The following is a 15,607-nucleotide window of genomic DNA, read 5'->3' on the forward strand; positions in this document are numbered from 1 at the left end:
AGGGAGGTCGGCGCGGTGGCACCCTCGGACGGAGGCGGGCGACAACGGTAGCCCTCATGGTGAGGCGCGCAGTGCAGCGAAGCGTAACGGAGCCTCGAACCACGAGGGCGGGATGAAGCGCGCGACCATCCCTCCCCAGGTAGAAGACTCAATACGGCCAGTCGCCCTTCCCAAGCGCACGCACCGCATCGACGATGCGCGTAAAACTCTCCCGCGCACGGCCGACCGAGTGGCGGGCGCGCAGATAGCCATGTACCAGGCCGGGCTCGTCGAACCACCAGGCCTTGCCGCCGGCGGCAAGGATATGGTCGCGATAGTCGCGGCCGTCATCCGACAGCGGGTCGCATTCGGCGGTGATGACGGCCGTGGGCGGCAAGCCGGCATAGCCCGTATCGTTGAACGGCGCGAAGGTGACGTCCTTTGAAATGTTCCGGCCGCCGGCGCGCATGTCGCGATAATAGTCCATGTCGCGCACGCTCAGCAGCGGCGCGTCGGAATGGGTGAGATAGGAGCCCTGCCCGAGCTTGCCGCCGAGGCCCGGATAGATCAGCACCTGGCCGATGGCCGCCCGGTCATGCCCGCGTGTGGTGTGCGCCACCGCCGCCGCCAGATTGCCGCCGGCCGAGTCGCCGCACAGCACGATCGGCTGCGCATAGGTCTTCGCCGCCCATTCGAAGGCCGCGCGGCAATCGTCATAAGCTGCGGGGTGCGTGTGTTCCGGCACCAGGCGGTAGTCGACCGACACCACCTCGTAGCCGGTGCGCTCGCAGATTTCGGCGCAGACGTCGTCATGACTGTCGAGCCCGCCGAGGATAAAACCGCCGCCGTGGAAATAGAGCACCACCGCCGCGTCGTTCGGCTCGGCGTTGCGATAGATGCGGACCGGAATTTTGTGCGTCGGCGTCTCGACGGCGGCGTCGGCCGCAGTCACGCTTGCCGGATAGCCGGCGTGGAACTCGCGGCACATCCGGTCATAGGTGCGCCGCTGTTCCTCCACGCTGTGGTCGACCGCGTCCGGCGGATAGAAGCTGTTGGTGCGGTCGATGAAAGCCCAGGTCTCGGCATCGATCAGCTTGCTGTAGTCGGTCATCGGTCGTCCTCCTGCACTGCTATTCTATTTGCCCTTCCACACCGGTTCGCGCTTTTCGGCGAAGGCGCGGAAGCCCTCCATGTTGTCGTCCGAGGCGTAGAGCTCGTCGACGGTGCGGAACTTGCGCTTGGTGATCCAGTTCATGGCGTCCTGGAACTCCATCGCCTCGGCCCTGCGAGCCACTTCCTTGATGGAAGCGAAGACCAGCGGCGGGCCACCGGCGAGCAGGCGGGCGATCTCCCAGACGCGGTCCTCGAGCTTGTCAGCCGGCAGCACTTCGTTGACGAGGCCCCAGCGGTGCGCCTCGGCCACATCCATCCAGCGGCCAGTGAGCAAGAGGTCCATGGCAATATGGTAGGGAATGCGCTTGGGCAGCTTGATGGTCGCGGCATCGGCCAGCGTGCCTGCCTTGATTTCCGGCAGCGCGAAGCTCGAATGCTCGGAGGCGTAGATCAGGTCGCACGACAGCGCGAGCTCGAAGCCGCCGCCCACCGCCATGCCGTTGACGCAGGCGATCACCGGCTTGTTGAGGTCACGCAGTTCCTGCAGGCCGGCGAAACCGCCGACACCATAGTCGCCGTCGACGGCATCGCCATTGGCCGCGGCCTTGAGGTCCCAGCCGGCGGAAAAGAACTTTTCGCCGGCAGTCTTCACGATGCAAACGCGCAGTTCGGGGTCGTCGCGGAAGGCCTGGAAGGTCAAGCCCATCTGGCGCGAGGTGGCAAGGTCGATCGCATTGGCCTTGGGCCGGTCGAGCGTGACCTCGAGAACGGCGCCTTCGCGGCGGGTTTTGATAACGTCGGACATTTTTTTGGAAACCTCCCTGGCGGCTCAGCCTTCGGCCGAGACCGCAACCTTCTTCTCGTGGGAAACGGCCGTGGCCGCTTCGCCATCATTCGTCACCAGCAGCGCGTCGGCGATCCAGGCGCCCTTGCCCTCGCCGCAGACGATGAGCGGGTTCACGTCGAGTTCCTCGATGGTGCCCGCGCGTTCCTGGACGAAGCGCGAAATGGCGAGGATCGCATCCACCGCAGCCGAAACGTCAGCCTTGGCGCGGCCGCGATAGCCGTCGAGCAGCGGGTAGAGCCGCAGGCTCTTCAGCGCCGCCTCGACTTCTTCACGGGACGCCGGCAGAAGCAGGGTTGCGCTATCCTTGAGCAGTTCGACCAGCACGCCACCGGTGCCCACGGTCATGACCGGGCCGAACAGCGCATCGCGCGTGACGCCGACGATCAGCTCGGCAACGCCCCCCTCCACCATGCGCTCGACATAGAGCCCAGTGCCCAGCGGTAGCAGAGCCTCGGCTGTCGCCCGCACTTCTTCGGCGGATTTGAGGTTCAGTTTAACCGCGCCGAGTTCGCTCTTGTGGGCGACGCCCAGCGCCTTGAGCGCTACCGGGAAGCCGAGCTTCTCGGCCGCCGCGACAGCCTCGGCGACGCTGGCCGCGCGGGCTCCTTGCGGCACGGCAAGACCGGCAGAACGAAGCAGCGCCTTGGCTTCGGCTTCGTCGGGCGTATTCCGACCGGCACCTGCGGCCGAACTCGCATTCGATCCGATGGCACCGCTTGCCAGCCGCGCCCACGCCTCGCCGATGAACGCCGCCGCTTCGGCCGCGTCCATCGCCTCGACGATACCCTGCAGGGGCACGACGCCGCGCTTGAACAGCTCGGCGGCGTGCGCCTCGGTCACGTTTTCCAGCATTGAGGCAACAATGGCGCCACGCGCCTTGTTGGTCCGCAGCGCGGACTCGAAGGCACGCATCGTCGGCCACCAGTCGGCATCCGAGCAACGGTCGCCGCGCGGGAAATCGAGCACCAGCATATTGAGGTCGAACCCGCCCGACACCATCGCGGTGAAGGTGTCGGTCATGGCCGGTTCGTTGTTCCAGATGAAGGTGTGGTAGTCGAGCGGATTGGCCACCGCCACGAAGGAGCCGAGCGTCGATTTCACCCGCGCCCAGTGCTCCTCGGTCAGCTTGGGGAAGCGCACCTTGCGGCCTTCCGCGCTGTCGGCCATCACCGAGGCCTCGCCGCCCGAGCAGCTCATGGAAGACAGCGTGTAGCCGGGAAGCGGGCCGAAAGCGTGCAGAAGCTTCAGCGTTTCGAGAAGCGAGGGGATCGAGTTCACCCGCGCAATGCCGAGCCGCTTGAGGAAGGCGTCCGACGAAGCGTCGGTACCTGCAAGCGAGGCCGTATGCGACACGGTCGCGGCGCGCGCCTGTTCGGAACGGCCGACCTTCATCGCCACGATCGGCTTGTTCAGCTCGCGTGCCCGAGCTGCCAGCCGTTCGAAACCGTCGACCTTGTCGAAGCCTTCAATGTGCAGGCCCAGGCAGGAAACGCGGTCGTCCTCGATCAGGCCGAGCGCCATTTCGGAGAGGCCGGTCTGCGCCTGGTTGCCCGCCGTCATCAGGAAGGCGATGGGCAGGCCGCGCTGCTGCATGGTGATGTTGCAGGCGATGTTGGACGACTGCGTGATGATCGCAACGCCGCGCGTGCCGGGCTCCAGTCGCTGGCCGCCATGCTGGTCGGGCCAGAGCAGAGCGCCGTCGGCATAGTTGATCAGGCCGTAGCAGTTCGGCCCGATGATGGGCATGGAGCCGGCAGCGGCGACCAGTTCGGCCTGCAGGCGCTCGCCGTTGTCATCGTCGGCGCCGGCTTCGAGGAAGCCGGAGGCAAAGCAGATCGCGCCGCCCGCGCCGCGCTCGGAAAGCTCGCGCACGATGTCGATAGTGGCGAAGCGATTGACGCCGATGAAGACGGCGTCGGGCGCGCCCGGCAGATCGGCGACGGAGGCATAGGCCTTCACGCCTTCCACCTCGTCGCGCTTGGGATGCACCGGCCAGATATCGCCGGCAAAGCCCATCTTCAGCGATTGCTTGACGACATTGGGCGCGAAAGAGCCGCCCCCGATGACCGCAATCGATTTGGGGCGCAGGAGCCGTTCAAGACGCAGCATGGCTCAGCCTCCGACGGCGCGCAGCAGTGCGCGGCTGATGATGTGGCGCTGGATCTCGGACGTGCCTTCCCAGATGCGCTCGACGCGGGCGTCGCGCCAGATGCGCTCCAGCGGCAGGTCGTCCATCAGGCCCATACCGCCATGGATCTGGATCGCCTCGTCGGCGATGAAAGCCAGAACCTCGGTGGCCTTGAGCTTGGCCATGGCCATGTCCTGATCGGTCACGGTGCCCTGGTCGTACTTCCAGCCGGCTTCGCGGGTCAGGAGTTCGGCCGCCTTCAGCTCGGTCGCCATGTCGGCGAGCTTGAAGGAGACGCCCTGGAACTTGCCGATCTGCTGGCCGAATTGCTCGCGCTGGGCGGCATATTCGATGGCGTGGCCAAGCGCGCGCTCGGCACGTCCGAGACAGGTCGAGGCGACCTGCAGGCGGGTTGCGCCCAGCCAGCTATTGGCGACCTCAAAGCCCTTGTGGACCTCGCCGAGCACCTGGCTCTTGGGCAGGCGGCAGTTGTCGAATTCCAGGATCGCATTGGTGTAGCCGCGATGCGACACGTTGCGGTAGCCGTCACGGACATTGAAGCCAGGCGTGCCCTTGTCGACGAAGAAGGCGGTGATCTTCTTGCGCTTGCCGCGCGGAGAATCCTCTTCGCCCGAAGCCATGAACACGATGGCGAAATCGGCGATGTCGGCGTGGCTGATAAAATGCTTGGTGCCGTTGAGTATCCAGTCGTCGCCGTCCTGCACCGCACTCGCCTTCATGCCGCGCAGGTCGGAACCTGCGCCCGGCTCGGTCATGGCCAGGCAGTCCCACTTCTCGCCGCGGATGCAAGGGTAGAGGTACTTTTCCTTCTGCTCGTCGGTGCCGGCAAGCAGGATGTTCGACGGGCGCGCCACGCAGGTCCAGTGCAGCGCATAGTTGGCGCGACCGAGTTCCTTTTCGTAGAGCAGCCAGGACACGGTATCGAGGCCCGCGCCACCGACTTCGGCGGGCATGTTGGCGGCGTAGAGGCCGGCCTCGATCGCCTTGGCCTTGATCTCGTCGATCAGCTCGCGACGCAGGTGCCCGGTGCGCTCCACCTCCGCCTCATGCGGATAAAGCTCGTTTTCGACAAAGGCCCGCGTCGTGTCGACGATCAGGCGCTGTTCTTCGGAAAGACCGAAATCCATGATTAACCTCCCATGCAGGCGACATGATCGCCCAAAATTCGACCCCCACCCGGGTCTCGCCCGTCCTTCGCCCGGGGCGGGGCAATTGCATATGTCGCGACTTACCCCCACTCCGCCTCGCTCCGCTCGGCACCTCTCCCCCTCAAAAGGGGAGAGGAAGGGCGCCAGCCTTGCGGACGGGCGTTTCCTCTCCCCCGTCGATCGGGGGAGAGGTGGCGCGCGAAGCGCGACGGAGTGGGGGGTCGAATGTCAGCGACACAAACCTTAAGCCGCGGTCTTCCTCTTGACCGCGGCTGCCTTCTTCACCGGCTTGTCAGCCTTGGCCTTGGCGGCCGCCTTCGAGACGGGCTTCTTGGCGGCCAGTTTGGCGAGGCGCTTGGTGTAGTCGTTGTGCAGTTCGCCGGCGCCCCAGCCCTTGCCCTTGTTCTGCTTGCCGAGCGCTTCCATGATGGCGACGAGGTTGTCGTCGCGGATCTTTTCCAGCTCGCGGATCGACCATTTGTCGGACTGCTCGTCGGACTGGCCGGCGATGAGATCGACCAGCTCATCATTGAACTCCGGCACGTCCATCAGCTTGGTCCACGGCCAGGACAGGCACGGGCCGAACTGGGCCATGAAGTGGCGCATGCCCGCCTCGCCGCCGGCGATGCGATAGACCTGGAACATGCCCATCTGCGCCCAGCGCAGGCCGAAGGAGTAGCGCATGATGTCGTCGAGTTCCTCGACCGAGCAGATGCCGTCCTTGATCAGCCACAGCGCCTCGCGCCAGGCGGCTTCCAGCAGGCGGTCGCCGACGAAGGCCTCGATCTCCTTGCGGATGACCACCGGCTTCATGCCGATGGAAACATAGAGCTCGCGCGCCTTGTCGATGAAGGCCGGCGTGGTCTTCTCGCCGCCGACGATTTCGACCAGCGGCAGGAGGTAGACCGGGTTGAACGGATGGCCGACGACCAGACGCTCCGGATGCTTCAGAGCCGGCTGCATGTCGGTCGGCTTGATGCCGGAGGTGGACGAGCCGATCAGCGCGTCGGCCGGGGCATGGGCGTCGATCTCGGCCAGCACCTTGTGCTTGATGTCGAGCCGTTCCGGCACGCTTTCCTGGATGAAGTCGGCGCCCGTCACCGCCTCGGCGATGGTCTTGGCAAAGGTCAGCTTGCCTTCTTGGGGCAGGCCGTCGGGCAGCATCTGCTTGTAGGCGCGGCGCGCGCCCTTCATCACCTCGTCGACCTTGCGCGAGGCCTCGGGATCGGGATCGTAGATCGCAACGTCGATGCCGTTCAGCAACAGACGCGCGACCCAGCCCGCGCCGATGACTCCGCCGCCGATGGCGGCTGCTTTCTTGATACTGCTCATGCGGATGCTCCCGCTCTCTGGCTGGCTGTTTGGGGATTGACGAGCGCGACGCGCTCGCCGACGCGGATGACCGCGGGATCGTAGGCCTGGCGGGAGAACACCCTCTCCACCATGGGCCGGAAGAAATCGAGCGGCAGGGTTTCGTAGTCGGGATCGAAGCTCGACTGGTCCCACCGCTCGCAGAACTGGTCGCAGTCGTCGTAGTAGGGGTGTCCGGCAAATTTATCGCGCGCGTGGCGATTGCCGCCGACGTGATGCGCGTAATAGAGCCGCTGGAAATCCCCGTGCTTCTCGACCACCCAGTGGCATTGCTCGCGAATGAACGGCCGCAGGATCGCGGCCGCATATTCGTCGTGGTTGTAGGGCGCGTAGATGTCGCCGATGTCGTGCAGGAGGGCGCAGACAACCCAGTCGTCGTCAGCGCCATCATGCCAGGCACGGGTGGCGGCCTGCAGCGAATGGCCAAGCCGCGTGACCTTGTAGCCCGACAGGCTCTCGTCGAGCTTTACCAGGGCGTCGAGAAGATGCCTTCCGGTCTTTGTGGCAAACTCCACCTCGTGCTCGTTGAGGAAGGCGTAGTCCTCGCGGTCGCCATCCTTCATCGCCGTGAACTTGACCGTTTCCATGGCGTCCTCTCCCTTTTCCGCCTGGAACCTTTGCCGGCTTATGCCGGCAAGGGCGCGCGCTTGGTTAGGTTCAGCTTCTGGCGCACCTCTTCCGGCCCGATCACCCGGGCGCCCATGCGCTCGATGATGCCGACAGCGCGATCAACCAGCTGTGCGTTGGTCGCCAGCACGCCCTTGTCGAGCCACAGATTGTCCTCAAGGCCGACGCGGACGTTGCCGCCGGCAATCACTGCGGCCGCGGCATAGGCCATCTGGTTACGGCCGAGCGAGAAGGCCGACCAGTTCCAATCCGACGGCACGTTGTTGACCATGGCCATGAACGTGTTGAGGTCGTCCGGCGCACCCCACGGCACGCCCATGCAGAGCTGCACCAGCGCGTCGGGCTTCAGCACGCCTTCCTTCACCAGCTCCTTGGCGAACCACAGATGGCCGGTGTCGAAAGCCTCGATCTCAGGCTTGACGCCCAGCTCGGTCATCATGCCGCCCATGGCGCGCAGCATGCCCGGCGTGTTGGTCATGACATAGTCGGCTTCGTTGAAGTTCATCGTGCCGCAGTCGAGCGTGCAGATCTCGGGCAGGCACTGGCGCACATGCTCCATGCGATTGGAGGCGCCGCCCATGTCGGTGCCCTGCTCCTTCAGCGGCAGCGGCTGCTCCGGCGAGCCGAACACCATGTCGCCGCCCATGCCGGCGGTCAGGTTCAGCACCACGTCGACATTGGCGTCGCGGATGCGCTCGGTCACCTCGCGATAGAGATGGACGTCGCGGCGCGGCTTGCCGGTCTCGGGGTCGCGCACATGGCAGTGGACGATGGCAGCACCTGCCTTGGCCGCCTCGATGGCCGATTCGGCGATCTGCTTGGGCGAGCGGGGCACGTGCGGGCTACGGTCCTGCGTTCCGCCCGAGCCGGTCACGGCACAGGTGATGAAGACCTCGCGATTCATGGAAAGCGGCATAAATTCCTCCAGTCGATCGGCGCGAAACTGCCGTTCGGGTTCATGCCCATACGTCGCGCCGTTCCTCCATCGCGATCATTGCCTCCCTTGCGCGGCGCTGCTTTGCACTTTACGAACATCAGTTGATGAAAAGCGAAAAGCCCTCAGTCTTTGTTCCCGACCGTTCGCCGCTCAAGGTGACGATGCTGGTTTTCTCCGGCTGCTCCATCATGTGCGTTGCATCTGCCGTCGATCCGCTGCGCGCGGCCAACCGCGTTTCGGGCGAAATGCTGTTCGACTGGAAGCTGGTTTCGGTCGACGGCGAGCCGCCGGTGACGACTTCCGGTCTGCCGGTGGCGGTCAGCGGCAAGTTCGATCCGACCGAAACGACCGACGTGCTGGGCATCATCGGCGGCTTTGGCACCAAGACGCTTGGCACCCCAGCGCTATTGGCGGGCCTGCGCCGCGTCGCACGCTCGGCGCGCGCGGTGGGCGGCATCGAGGCCGGCACCTGGCTGGTCGGCCGCGCCGGGCTGCTCGAAGGCCGGACGGCGACGACGCACTGGGAGGACATGGAGGATTTCACCGCCGCCTTTCCGGGCGTCGACGTGCGGCCGGACCGCTACATCATCGACGGGCCGATCTTCACCTCGGGCGGCGCCTCGCCCACCTTCGACCTGATGCTGCATCTGATCCGCTCGCGCCTCGGCATGGCGGTGGCGCTCGATGTCGCCAGCGTCTTCATCTACGATCAGGCGCGTGCGGCGACCGATGCGCAGCCGCTGGTCTCGCTCGGCCGTCTCGACGGCTACGACCCGCGGCTTGCTCAGGCGATCCGGCTCATGGAAGCACATATCGACCAGCCGCTGACGATCTCGGCCATCGCCCGGCGCGCCGGCGTGACCAGCCGCGCGCTGGAAAAGATCTTTGGCAAGTCGATCGGCGAGCCGCCCGGCGCCTACTATCTGCGCCTGCGTCTCAGCGCGGCGCGGCGGCTTGTCGTGGATACCTCCGTGCCCATGGCCGACATCGCCGCGCGCACCGGCTTTTCCAGCGCCGCCGGTTTTTCGCGCGCATTTGCCAAGACATTCGGCATGTCGCCGACCCAGCTTCGCCGGCGCTGACTAGCGGCAAGCCAGTATCCAATCCGTTGCGGCCGCGATGTCCTCGACCACTTCAGTCGGACGCGGCTCGAAACGCATCTCGTCGCCAGCCCGATATTTTCCCGTCCGCACCAGCAGTGCCGCGGAAAACCCGGCTCGCAAAGCGCCAGCGGTGTCGCCTTCGGCATCGTCACCGACCATGACCGCCTCGCCGGGCGGGCAGTCCATGCTGGCGAGTGCGGAAAGAAAAAACTCGGGCGCCGGCTTGCCGAGCACAGTCGCCTTGCGCCCACTGGCGAACTCGAGCGCGCGGACGAAAGGTCCGGCATCGAGGCTTAGCTTGCCATCGGCATCCTTGAACACACGGTTGTCGGCCAGCGCCAGAAACGCTGCCCCGTCACTCAGCAAGCGGAAGGCTGCATTGAGGCTCGAATAGTCGAAGGCATCTGCCGCGTCGCCAATCACCACGGCAAGCCCCCTGCCCGTCGGCAGGTCGCGAAAATCGGGCTCGAGCGCCGGATGGATCAGGAGATGAGCCGAGCAGTCATGCGCCTTCAGCCAATCGCGTGCGGCTTGTGCGGGCGTAAAAAGCTCGTCGTCGCCGACCTCGATGCCGAGCTTTGCGAGCCGTGCAAGAACATCCTTCCTGGCCGAACGCGTGGTGTTGCTGACGAAGCGCAGCGGCAGCCCGGCCTCGCGCAATCGCCGGACGGAGACGGCCGCCTGCTTTATCGGGCTATCGCCGTCATAGAGCACTCCGGACAGGTCCAGAAGCACGCCGCTGATCATGGGGGAAGCATGGCGAAGTGCTGCGGCTTCGTCAAATCTGACGCGGCCGCAGATCATTACCTCCAAGGTAATTGGTTCGAGGTGCAGCTCGGCTCACAAAGGGATCGTCCAAGACGAAACCCGATGGAGACACACCATGACAGAGCTCGAAACGATCGCGAAGAACTACATCGCCGCCTGGAACGAAGCCGAACCGGCCCGCCGGCGCGAGCTGCTGGAAGCCGCCTTCGCCGCCGACATCCGCTACCATGACCCCATCATGCAGGGCGACGGCCACGCCGGCATCGGCGCACTGATCGACGGCGTGCACCAGCAGTTCCCCGGCTTCCGCTTCAGCCTGAAGGGCAAGCCGGACGGCTTTGCCGACAACATCCGCTTTTCCTGGGGCCTCGGCCCGGATGGCAGCGAAGCGGTCATCGAAGGCACCGATTTCGGCGTCATCGAAGACGGTCGGCTGAAGCGCGTCACCGGCTTTCTCGACAGGGTGCCGGTGTGACATGCCCGACCCGCATACCCTCCCCGTTGTGGGGAGGGTACGCACCCATCACATCGTGCTTCTGACCGCCGGATAGAGCGCGCGATAGCGCCCGTAGGCTTCGGCATAAGCACCGGCCAGCGCCGCGTCGGGTTCGATGGTTTCGGCCGTCGCCGGCGCGGTGCAGACGGCGAACGGGTCGGCACCTTCGGCCGCTATCAGGCCCAGCCGCGCCGCTCCGAAGGCAGCGCCGAAATCGCCGTCTGCCGGCAGGTCGACCGGAAGCCCGAGCGCGGTGGCAATCGCCTTCAGCCAGTAGCGAGAGCGAGAGCCGCCGCCGATCGCCGTCACGCGCGTCAGCTTCGTGCCGGCCGAGGCCAGCGCCTCAAAACTGTCGCGGAAGGCAAAGGCCACGCCTTCCAGCACTGCCTGCGTAAGGGCGGCGCGGTCGGATTCGCGGTCGAGCCCGCCGAACACGCCGCGGATTGCCGCATCGTTGTGCGGCGTACGCTCGCCCGAAATGTAAGGCAGGAAGGTGACGCCCGAAGGCGCCCGCAAGGCATCGCCAAGCTCGCCGGCCAGCTCGCCCGCGCTCCTGCCGGTGATGCCGGCAAGCCAGTTGAGCGAGTCCGTGGCGGCAAGGATCACGCCCATCTGGTGCCAGGCATTGGGCAGCGCGTGACAGAAGGTGTGCACGGCACTTTCCGGGTTAGGCAGATAGGCGCCGTTGGCGGCGAACAGCACGCCCGAGGTTCCGAGCGAGACAAAAGCCTCGCCGGGCTTAACCGTGCCCATGCCGCAGGCGGAGGCCGCGTTATCGCCCGCGCCCCCGGCAATCACCACGCCAGCGCTCATGCCCCATTTCGCGGCCAGCTCGGCGCGCAGCATGCCAGCCTGCTCGGAGCCTTCGACGAGACGCGGCATCTGCTTTTCGTCGAGATCGGTTGCGGCGAGAAGTTCGGGCGACCAGCGCCGCCCGGCGACATCGAGCCAGGAAGTGCCGGCCGAGTCCGACATTTCGGAAATGCGCTCGCCCGCCAGCCAGAGCCGCAGAAAATCCTTCGGCAGCAGCACCTTGGCGACGCGGGCAAAAATGCCCGGTTCGTAGTTCTTCACCCACACCAGCTTGGGCGCGGTGAAGCCGGGAAACACGATGTTGCCGGTGATCTTGCGGAACCGCGGATCGGCGTCGAGCCTGGCGGCCTCCACATGGCTGCGCGTGTCGTTCCAGAGAATGCAGGGGCGCAGCACCTTGTCCCCGGCGTCGAGCAGCGTCGCGCCATGCATCTGGCCGGAAAGGCCGATGCCCTTCACCGCCGCCAGTTCCTTGGGGTGGCTGGCCTTGAGCGCGCCGACCGCTTCCTCGGTAGCGCGGATCCAGTCGGCCGGCGCCTGTTCGGACCAGCCCAGATGCGGTCGCGAAACGTCGAGCGCACTGTTGGCCGAAGCGACGATGCCCTGGCCGCCATCCATCAGAAGCGCCTTCACGCCGGACGTGCCGAGATCGATCCCCAGATACATGTTCGTCCCTCCCGATTGCCCGTCAGGCACAGCACGCTGCCAGGCAAAATTCTCCTGCTTACCGCTTCATAACAAATACGGCAGGGCAAGGAACGTATTTTTTCGGAGCCCGCAAAAAAGCAGACGCCGGCGTGGCGAACCACGCCGGCTAAAATCAGTTGCCGGAACGAACCGCCACGGTGGCAATGCCGGCGCCGACCAGCAGCGTGCCGCCGGCCTTGTTGAACAGGCCGATGGCGCGCGGATTGCGCACCAGATCGCGCGCCCGCGATGCCACCAGCGCGTAGCCGAAGGCATTGGTGAAGGCGAGCGTCAGGAAGGTCGCCTCGAAGATCGCCATCTGCGTCCAGAAATCGGCATGGCGGTCGATGAACTGCGGCAGGAAGGCGACGAAGAAGGTGATGCTCTTGGGGTTGAGCGCGGTGACCAGCCAGGCATGCGCCATCATCTTGGCGGCCGAGGACGCGGTCTTGCGCGGCTCGGCGCGAAGCGTGCCGCCGGCGCGGAAGAGCTTTATGCCGAGATAGATGAGGTAGGCCGCGCCGATCCATTTGAGGATGGTGAACACGGTGGCCGAAGCCATCAGCAGCGCGCCGATGCCGAGCATCGACAGCGTCATGGCGGTGAAGTCGCCGAGCGCGACGCCGACAGCCATCGGCAGGGCCGTGCGCCAGCCCTGCCCGAGCGCATAGGAAACCACCAACAGGATGGTGGGACCGGGGATGATCAGCAGAACGGCCGATGCGGCTGCGAAAGCTGCCCAGGTTTCAAGCGGCATGGATATCTCCTTTGCTCAAAGGAAAGGATAAATCCCTGCCAGCGGGGCGAAGTAAAGGGCAAATTTTCGACCCGCTCCATGGCGTGTTTGTCGCGGCTGTTCATGGCAGAGCCCTCGCGATCGCCGAAACCACGGAAAAGAAATCAGTATTGGCGCAAAGCACAATCGCTGCGGCGATGAAAGCCGCAGAAAACAGCATCAAATCCGTCTTGAACGTATTGCCCATGATTCCCTCTCCAGCAGCGCGCACGGAGGTAGAAAGCGGGCTGGCCCAGATTGTGACGCAAGATAGGAGTTGTTGTGGCCGGCCGCCCGCCGACACACAATTTCGCCACAGCCGAACCGGTCGCCAAAGCATAAGCCATTGCCGCGCAAAGCTTTCCGCAAGTTCACTCTTTATCAACCATGAATACTGAAAATGCGATCGGCTTGGATCGCAGGGTTTCGCGATTGCCAGAGCGTTCGTGTTCAATCGTGGAAGCGTTTCCGTGCAGCAAAAACCCGCCTCAACCAACCCTTTCGACGCCCAGTCCGACCAGCCTGTGATGATCTCGCGCCGCGCCGCCCTGATCGGCCTCGGCTCGGCCCTTCTCGGCACCGCCGGCTGCTCGCCCTCGATGGACCTCGCCTCCGTCCAGGTGGACGACTTCACCACGGGCTCCATCCGGCCGCGCATCAGCGTCGACAAGCAGGTGACCAGCCCGGACCTGATGTATGCATCCTTCACCGACAGCGGCTTCAAGCTGCCGGAGGTGCCCTTCGCCAAGGTCGATCCGAAATTCCGCCGCCAGATCGTGGTCGACCCGACCGGCGAGCGGCCGGGCACCATCGTCGTGCACCTGCAGGAGCGGTTCCTTTACCTGGTGCAGCCCGGCGGTGACGCGATCCGCTATGGCGTAGGCATCGGCAAGGAAGGCTTCGTCTGGTCCGGCCGCGCCAACATCCAGTACAAGAAGGAATGGCCGACCTGGACGCCGCCGTCCGAAATGATCGGCCGCAAGCCCGAGCTGGAAAAATACCGCGGCGGCCAGCCCGGCGGCCTCACCAATCCGCTCGGCGCCCGCGCGCTCTACATCTTCAAGGACGGTCACGACACGCTGTTCCGCGTGCATGGCTCTCCCGAATGGTGGTCGATCGGCACGGCCGTCTCGTCCGGCTGCGTGCGCATGATCAATCAGGACGTGATCGATCTCTACAGCCGCGTGCTGCCCGGCACGCCCATCGTCGTGGTGTAGACCGGCGCCCGCTGCCCAGCTTCCAGATCCGCAAATGAAAAGCGCCCGGTCGAAACTCGACCGGGCGCCTTTGCTTTCACGCTAAGCTTAGCTGTTAGCGGTTGGCGGCGACCAGCGCGCGCTCCAGCTTGGCCATGCCTTCGTCCAGCAGCGCGTCCGAGATCGTCAGCGGCATCAGAAGGCGGATGGTGTTGGCATGCACGCCGCAGGAGAGCAGCACCAGGCCCTCGGCAAGAGCGGCCTGCGTGACGCGCTTGGTGGCGTCCGCATCCGGCTCCTGGCTGACGCGATCCTTGACGATGTCGAAGGCGATCATGGCGCCCGGACCGCGGATGGCGGCCATCGGCACGATATCGTTGCGCTGAGCGAAGCGGGTCAGCTCGCCCTTCATGCGATCACCGAGCGCGTTGGCGCGGTCGATCAGCTTCTCTTCCTTGATCACGTCGAGCACGGCGAGTGCTGCGGCGCAGGCCAGCGGGCTGCCGGCATAGGTGCCGCCCAGGCCACCCGGCTCCGGCGCGTCCATGATCTCGGCGCGGCCGACGACTCCCGACAGCGGGAAGCCGCCAGCGAGCGACTTGGCGATCGTGATCAGGTCCGGCTCGACGCCGCTGTTCTCGATGCCGAACATCTTGCCGGTACGGGCAAAGCCGGTCTGCACTTCGTCGGCGATCAGCAGGATGCCGTGCTGGTCGCAGATCTTGCGCAGCGCTTCGAGCAGATCGGTCGGGGCCGGATGGAAGCCGCCCTCGCCCTGCACAGGCTCGATGATGATGGCGGCGACGTTCGCCGGGTCGACGTCGGCGCGGAACAGATATTCGAGCGCCTTGAGCGAGTCGGCCACGGTCACGTCGTGCTGCGCCACCGGGAACGGGATGTGCCAGACGCCGGCCGGCATCGGGCCGAACTTCTTCTTGTAGGGTGCAACCTTGCCGGTCAGCGCGCTGGTCATCAGCGTGCGGCCGTGGAAGGCGCCGGTGAAGGCGATCACATTGGTGCGGCCGGTGTGGGCGCGCGCGATCTTGACGGCGTTCTCGACCGCCTCGGCACCCGTCGAGAACAGGATCGACTTGGCAGGGCCCTTGAAGGGCGCGATTTCGTTCAGACGCTCGCAAAGCTCGATGTAGGGCTCGTAGGGCACGATCTGGAAGGCGGTGTGGGTATAGGCGTCGAGCTGGTCACGCACGGCGGCGATCACCTTCGGATGGCGATGGCCGGTGTTGAGCACGGCAATGCCGCCACCGAAGTCGATGTAGCGGTTGCCCTCGGCATCCCACAGCTCGGACCCTTCCGCACGCTTGGCGAAAACGGCATTGGCGGTGGCGACGCCGCGGGGAACAGCCGCTACGCGGCGTGCCTGAAGGGAAGCATTGGTCGTCATGTCTATCCTCATTCGAGAAATCGTGATGCAGTCATCTACCCGACAAAGCCCCATCACGGCAACGTTGGGCCACATGGCCAGAGCGAAAGATCGACTGGCTCAGCGCAATTGGCACAGCGGCCGAGATTTGACGGCGGATCGTATTGCACGTGACCCACAGGCGGGTGAAAATGCCAGGAACATGAGGCGAGGAGTT

Annotated in this window: 15 protein-coding genes; 4 read left to right on the forward strand and 11 right to left on the reverse strand. The window is 65.4% G+C overall.

Going from position 1 to position 15,607, the window contains the following annotated elements:
- Positions 1 to 148 precede the first annotated feature (148 nt).
- From M2281_RS21175 to M2281_RS21205, 7 genes are all read right to left on the reverse strand, one after another.
- Positions 149 to 1,090: an alpha/beta hydrolase gene (locus M2281_RS21175; protein WP_280823163.1), complete on the reverse strand. Its 942-nt coding sequence runs from the start codon at positions 1,088 to 1,090 to the stop codon at positions 149 to 151.
- Positions 1,091 to 1,114: 24 nt separating this feature from the next.
- Positions 1,115 to 1,897 (reverse strand): carnitinyl-CoA dehydratase, encoded by a 783-nt coding sequence (locus M2281_RS21180; RefSeq protein WP_280823164.1) that lies wholly within the window; start codon positions 1,895 to 1,897, stop codon positions 1,115 to 1,117.
- 24 nt (positions 1,898 to 1,921) lie between these two features.
- A complete protein-coding gene (locus tag M2281_RS21185; RefSeq protein WP_280823165.1) occupies positions 1,922 to 4,048 on the reverse strand; it encodes an acetate--CoA ligase family protein in 2,127 nt (708 codons plus the stop codon).
- A 3-nt stretch (positions 4,049 to 4,051) separates the two neighbouring features.
- Entirely contained in the window at positions 4,052 to 5,215 is a 1,164-nt protein-coding gene (locus M2281_RS21190) for an acyl-CoA dehydrogenase family protein (protein WP_280823166.1), read from the reverse strand.
- Positions 5,216 to 5,479: 264 nt separating this feature from the next.
- A complete protein-coding gene (locus M2281_RS21195; RefSeq protein WP_280823167.1) occupies positions 5,480 to 6,568 on the reverse strand; it encodes a carnitine 3-dehydrogenase in 1,089 nt (362 codons plus the stop codon).
- Entirely contained in the window at positions 6,565 to 7,194 is a 630-nt protein-coding gene (locus M2281_RS21200) for an HD domain-containing protein (protein WP_280823168.1), read from the reverse strand. Before M2281_RS21200 ends, M2281_RS21195 begins: the two co-directional genes overlap by 4 nt.
- 38 nt (positions 7,195 to 7,232) lie before the next feature.
- A complete protein-coding gene (locus M2281_RS21205) occupies positions 7,233 to 8,150 on the reverse strand; it encodes a 3-keto-5-aminohexanoate cleavage protein (protein ID WP_280823169.1) in 918 nt (305 codons plus the stop codon).
- A 122-nt stretch (positions 8,151 to 8,272) separates the two neighbouring features.
- Between M2281_RS21205 and M2281_RS21210 the strand changes: the two genes are divergently transcribed.
- Positions 8,273 to 9,253 (forward strand): GlxA family transcriptional regulator, encoded by a 981-nt coding sequence (locus M2281_RS21210; RefSeq protein WP_280823170.1) that lies wholly within the window; start codon positions 8,273 to 8,275, stop codon positions 9,251 to 9,253.
- Here the strand turns inward: M2281_RS21210 and M2281_RS21215 are convergent, their stop codons facing one another.
- Positions 9,254 to 10,078 (reverse strand): TIGR01458 family HAD-type hydrolase, encoded by an 825-nt coding sequence (locus tag M2281_RS21215; protein ID WP_280823171.1) that lies wholly within the window; start codon positions 10,076 to 10,078, stop codon positions 9,254 to 9,256.
- Between the two features lie 79 nt (positions 10,079 to 10,157).
- Here M2281_RS21215 and M2281_RS21220 point away from each other — a divergent pair, with 79 nt between their 5' ends.
- Positions 10,158 to 10,517 (forward strand): nuclear transport factor 2 family protein, encoded by a 360-nt coding sequence (locus tag M2281_RS21220; RefSeq protein WP_280823172.1) that lies wholly within the window; start codon positions 10,158 to 10,160, stop codon positions 10,515 to 10,517.
- Between the two features lie 48 nt (positions 10,518 to 10,565).
- On the opposite strand, the gene xylB is transcribed toward M2281_RS21220, so the two are convergent.
- Together xylB and M2281_RS21230 are read right to left on the reverse strand one after the other, a co-directional pair.
- Complete coding sequence (gene xylB, locus M2281_RS21225) at positions 10,566 to 12,017, reverse strand: xylulokinase (RefSeq protein WP_280823173.1); 1,452 nt, start codon at positions 12,015 to 12,017, stop codon at positions 10,566 to 10,568.
- A 154-nt stretch (positions 12,018 to 12,171) separates the two neighbouring features.
- Positions 12,172 to 12,795, reverse strand: a complete 624-nt coding sequence (locus M2281_RS21230) for a LysE family translocator (RefSeq protein ID WP_280823174.1) — start codon at positions 12,793 to 12,795, stop codon at positions 12,172 to 12,174.
- Between the two features lie 11 nt (positions 12,796 to 12,806).
- On the opposite strand from M2281_RS21230, the gene M2281_RS21235 reads away from it, so the two are divergent.
- Positions 12,807 to 13,211 carry a hypothetical protein gene (locus M2281_RS21235; RefSeq protein ID WP_280823175.1) on the forward strand — a complete coding sequence of 135 codons (405 nt, stop codon included), beginning with the start codon at positions 12,807 to 12,809 and terminating at the stop codon, positions 13,209 to 13,211.
- A 129-nt stretch (positions 13,212 to 13,340) separates the two neighbouring features.
- On the forward strand, positions 13,341 to 14,030 hold the full coding sequence (locus M2281_RS21240; protein WP_280823225.1) for a L,D-transpeptidase: 690 nt from the start codon (positions 13,341 to 13,343) through the stop codon (positions 14,028 to 14,030).
- Between the two features lie 94 nt (positions 14,031 to 14,124).
- Here the strand turns inward: M2281_RS21240 and gabT are convergent, their stop codons facing one another.
- On the reverse strand, positions 14,125 to 15,411 hold the full coding sequence (gene gabT / locus M2281_RS21245; protein WP_280823176.1) for a 4-aminobutyrate--2-oxoglutarate transaminase: 1,287 nt from the start codon (positions 15,409 to 15,411) through the stop codon (positions 14,125 to 14,127).
- Positions 15,412 to 15,607 lie beyond the last annotated feature (196 nt).

The sequence above is a fragment of the Pseudaminobacter soli (ex Li et al. 2025) genome (assembly GCF_029892515.1).
Taxonomy (GTDB): domain Bacteria; phylum Pseudomonadota; class Alphaproteobacteria; order Rhizobiales; family Rhizobiaceae; genus Pseudaminobacter; species Pseudaminobacter soli_A.

Bases quoted from the DNA above. Each gene is read 5' to 3' on its own strand.
- gabT (WP_280823176.1), bottom strand. From the start codon at position 15,411: ATGACGACCAATGCTTCCCTTCAGGCACGCCGCGTAGCGGCTGTTCCC.
- M2281_RS21185 (WP_280823165.1), bottom strand. From the start codon at position 4,048: ATGCTGCGTCTTGAACGGCTCCTGCGCCCCAAATCGATTGCGGTCATC.
- M2281_RS21180 (WP_280823164.1), bottom strand. From the start codon at position 1,897: ATGTCCGACGTTATCAAAACCCGCCGCGAAGGCGCCGTTCTCGAGGTC.
- M2281_RS21175 (WP_280823163.1), bottom strand. From the start codon at position 1,090: ATGACCGACTACAGCAAGCTGATCGATGCCGAGACCTGGGCTTTCATC.
- M2281_RS21200 (WP_280823168.1), bottom strand. From the start codon at position 7,194: ATGGAAACGGTCAAGTTCACGGCGATGAAGGATGGCGACCGCGAGGAC.
- M2281_RS21215 (WP_280823171.1), bottom strand. From the start codon at position 10,078: ATGATCTGCGGCCGCGTCAGATTTGACGAAGCCGCAGCACTTCGCCAT.
- M2281_RS21190 (WP_280823166.1), bottom strand. From the start codon at position 5,215: ATGGATTTCGGTCTTTCCGAAGAACAGCGCCTGATCGTCGACACGACG.
- M2281_RS21220 (WP_280823172.1), top strand. From the start codon at position 10,158: ATGACAGAGCTCGAAACGATCGCGAAGAACTACATCGCCGCCTGGAAC.
- xylB (WP_280823173.1), bottom strand. From the start codon at position 12,017: ATGTATCTGGGGATCGATCTCGGCACGTCCGGCGTGAAGGCGCTTCTG.
- M2281_RS21195 (WP_280823167.1), bottom strand. From the start codon at position 6,568: ATGAGCAGTATCAAGAAAGCAGCCGCCATCGGCGGCGGAGTCATCGGC.
- M2281_RS21205 (WP_280823169.1), bottom strand. From the start codon at position 8,150: ATGCCGCTTTCCATGAATCGCGAGGTCTTCATCACCTGTGCCGTGACC.
- M2281_RS21240 (WP_280823225.1), top strand. From the start codon at position 13,341: ATGATCTCGCGCCGCGCCGCCCTGATCGGCCTCGGCTCGGCCCTTCTC.
- M2281_RS21230 (WP_280823174.1), bottom strand. From the start codon at position 12,795: ATGCCGCTTGAAACCTGGGCAGCTTTCGCAGCCGCATCGGCCGTTCTG.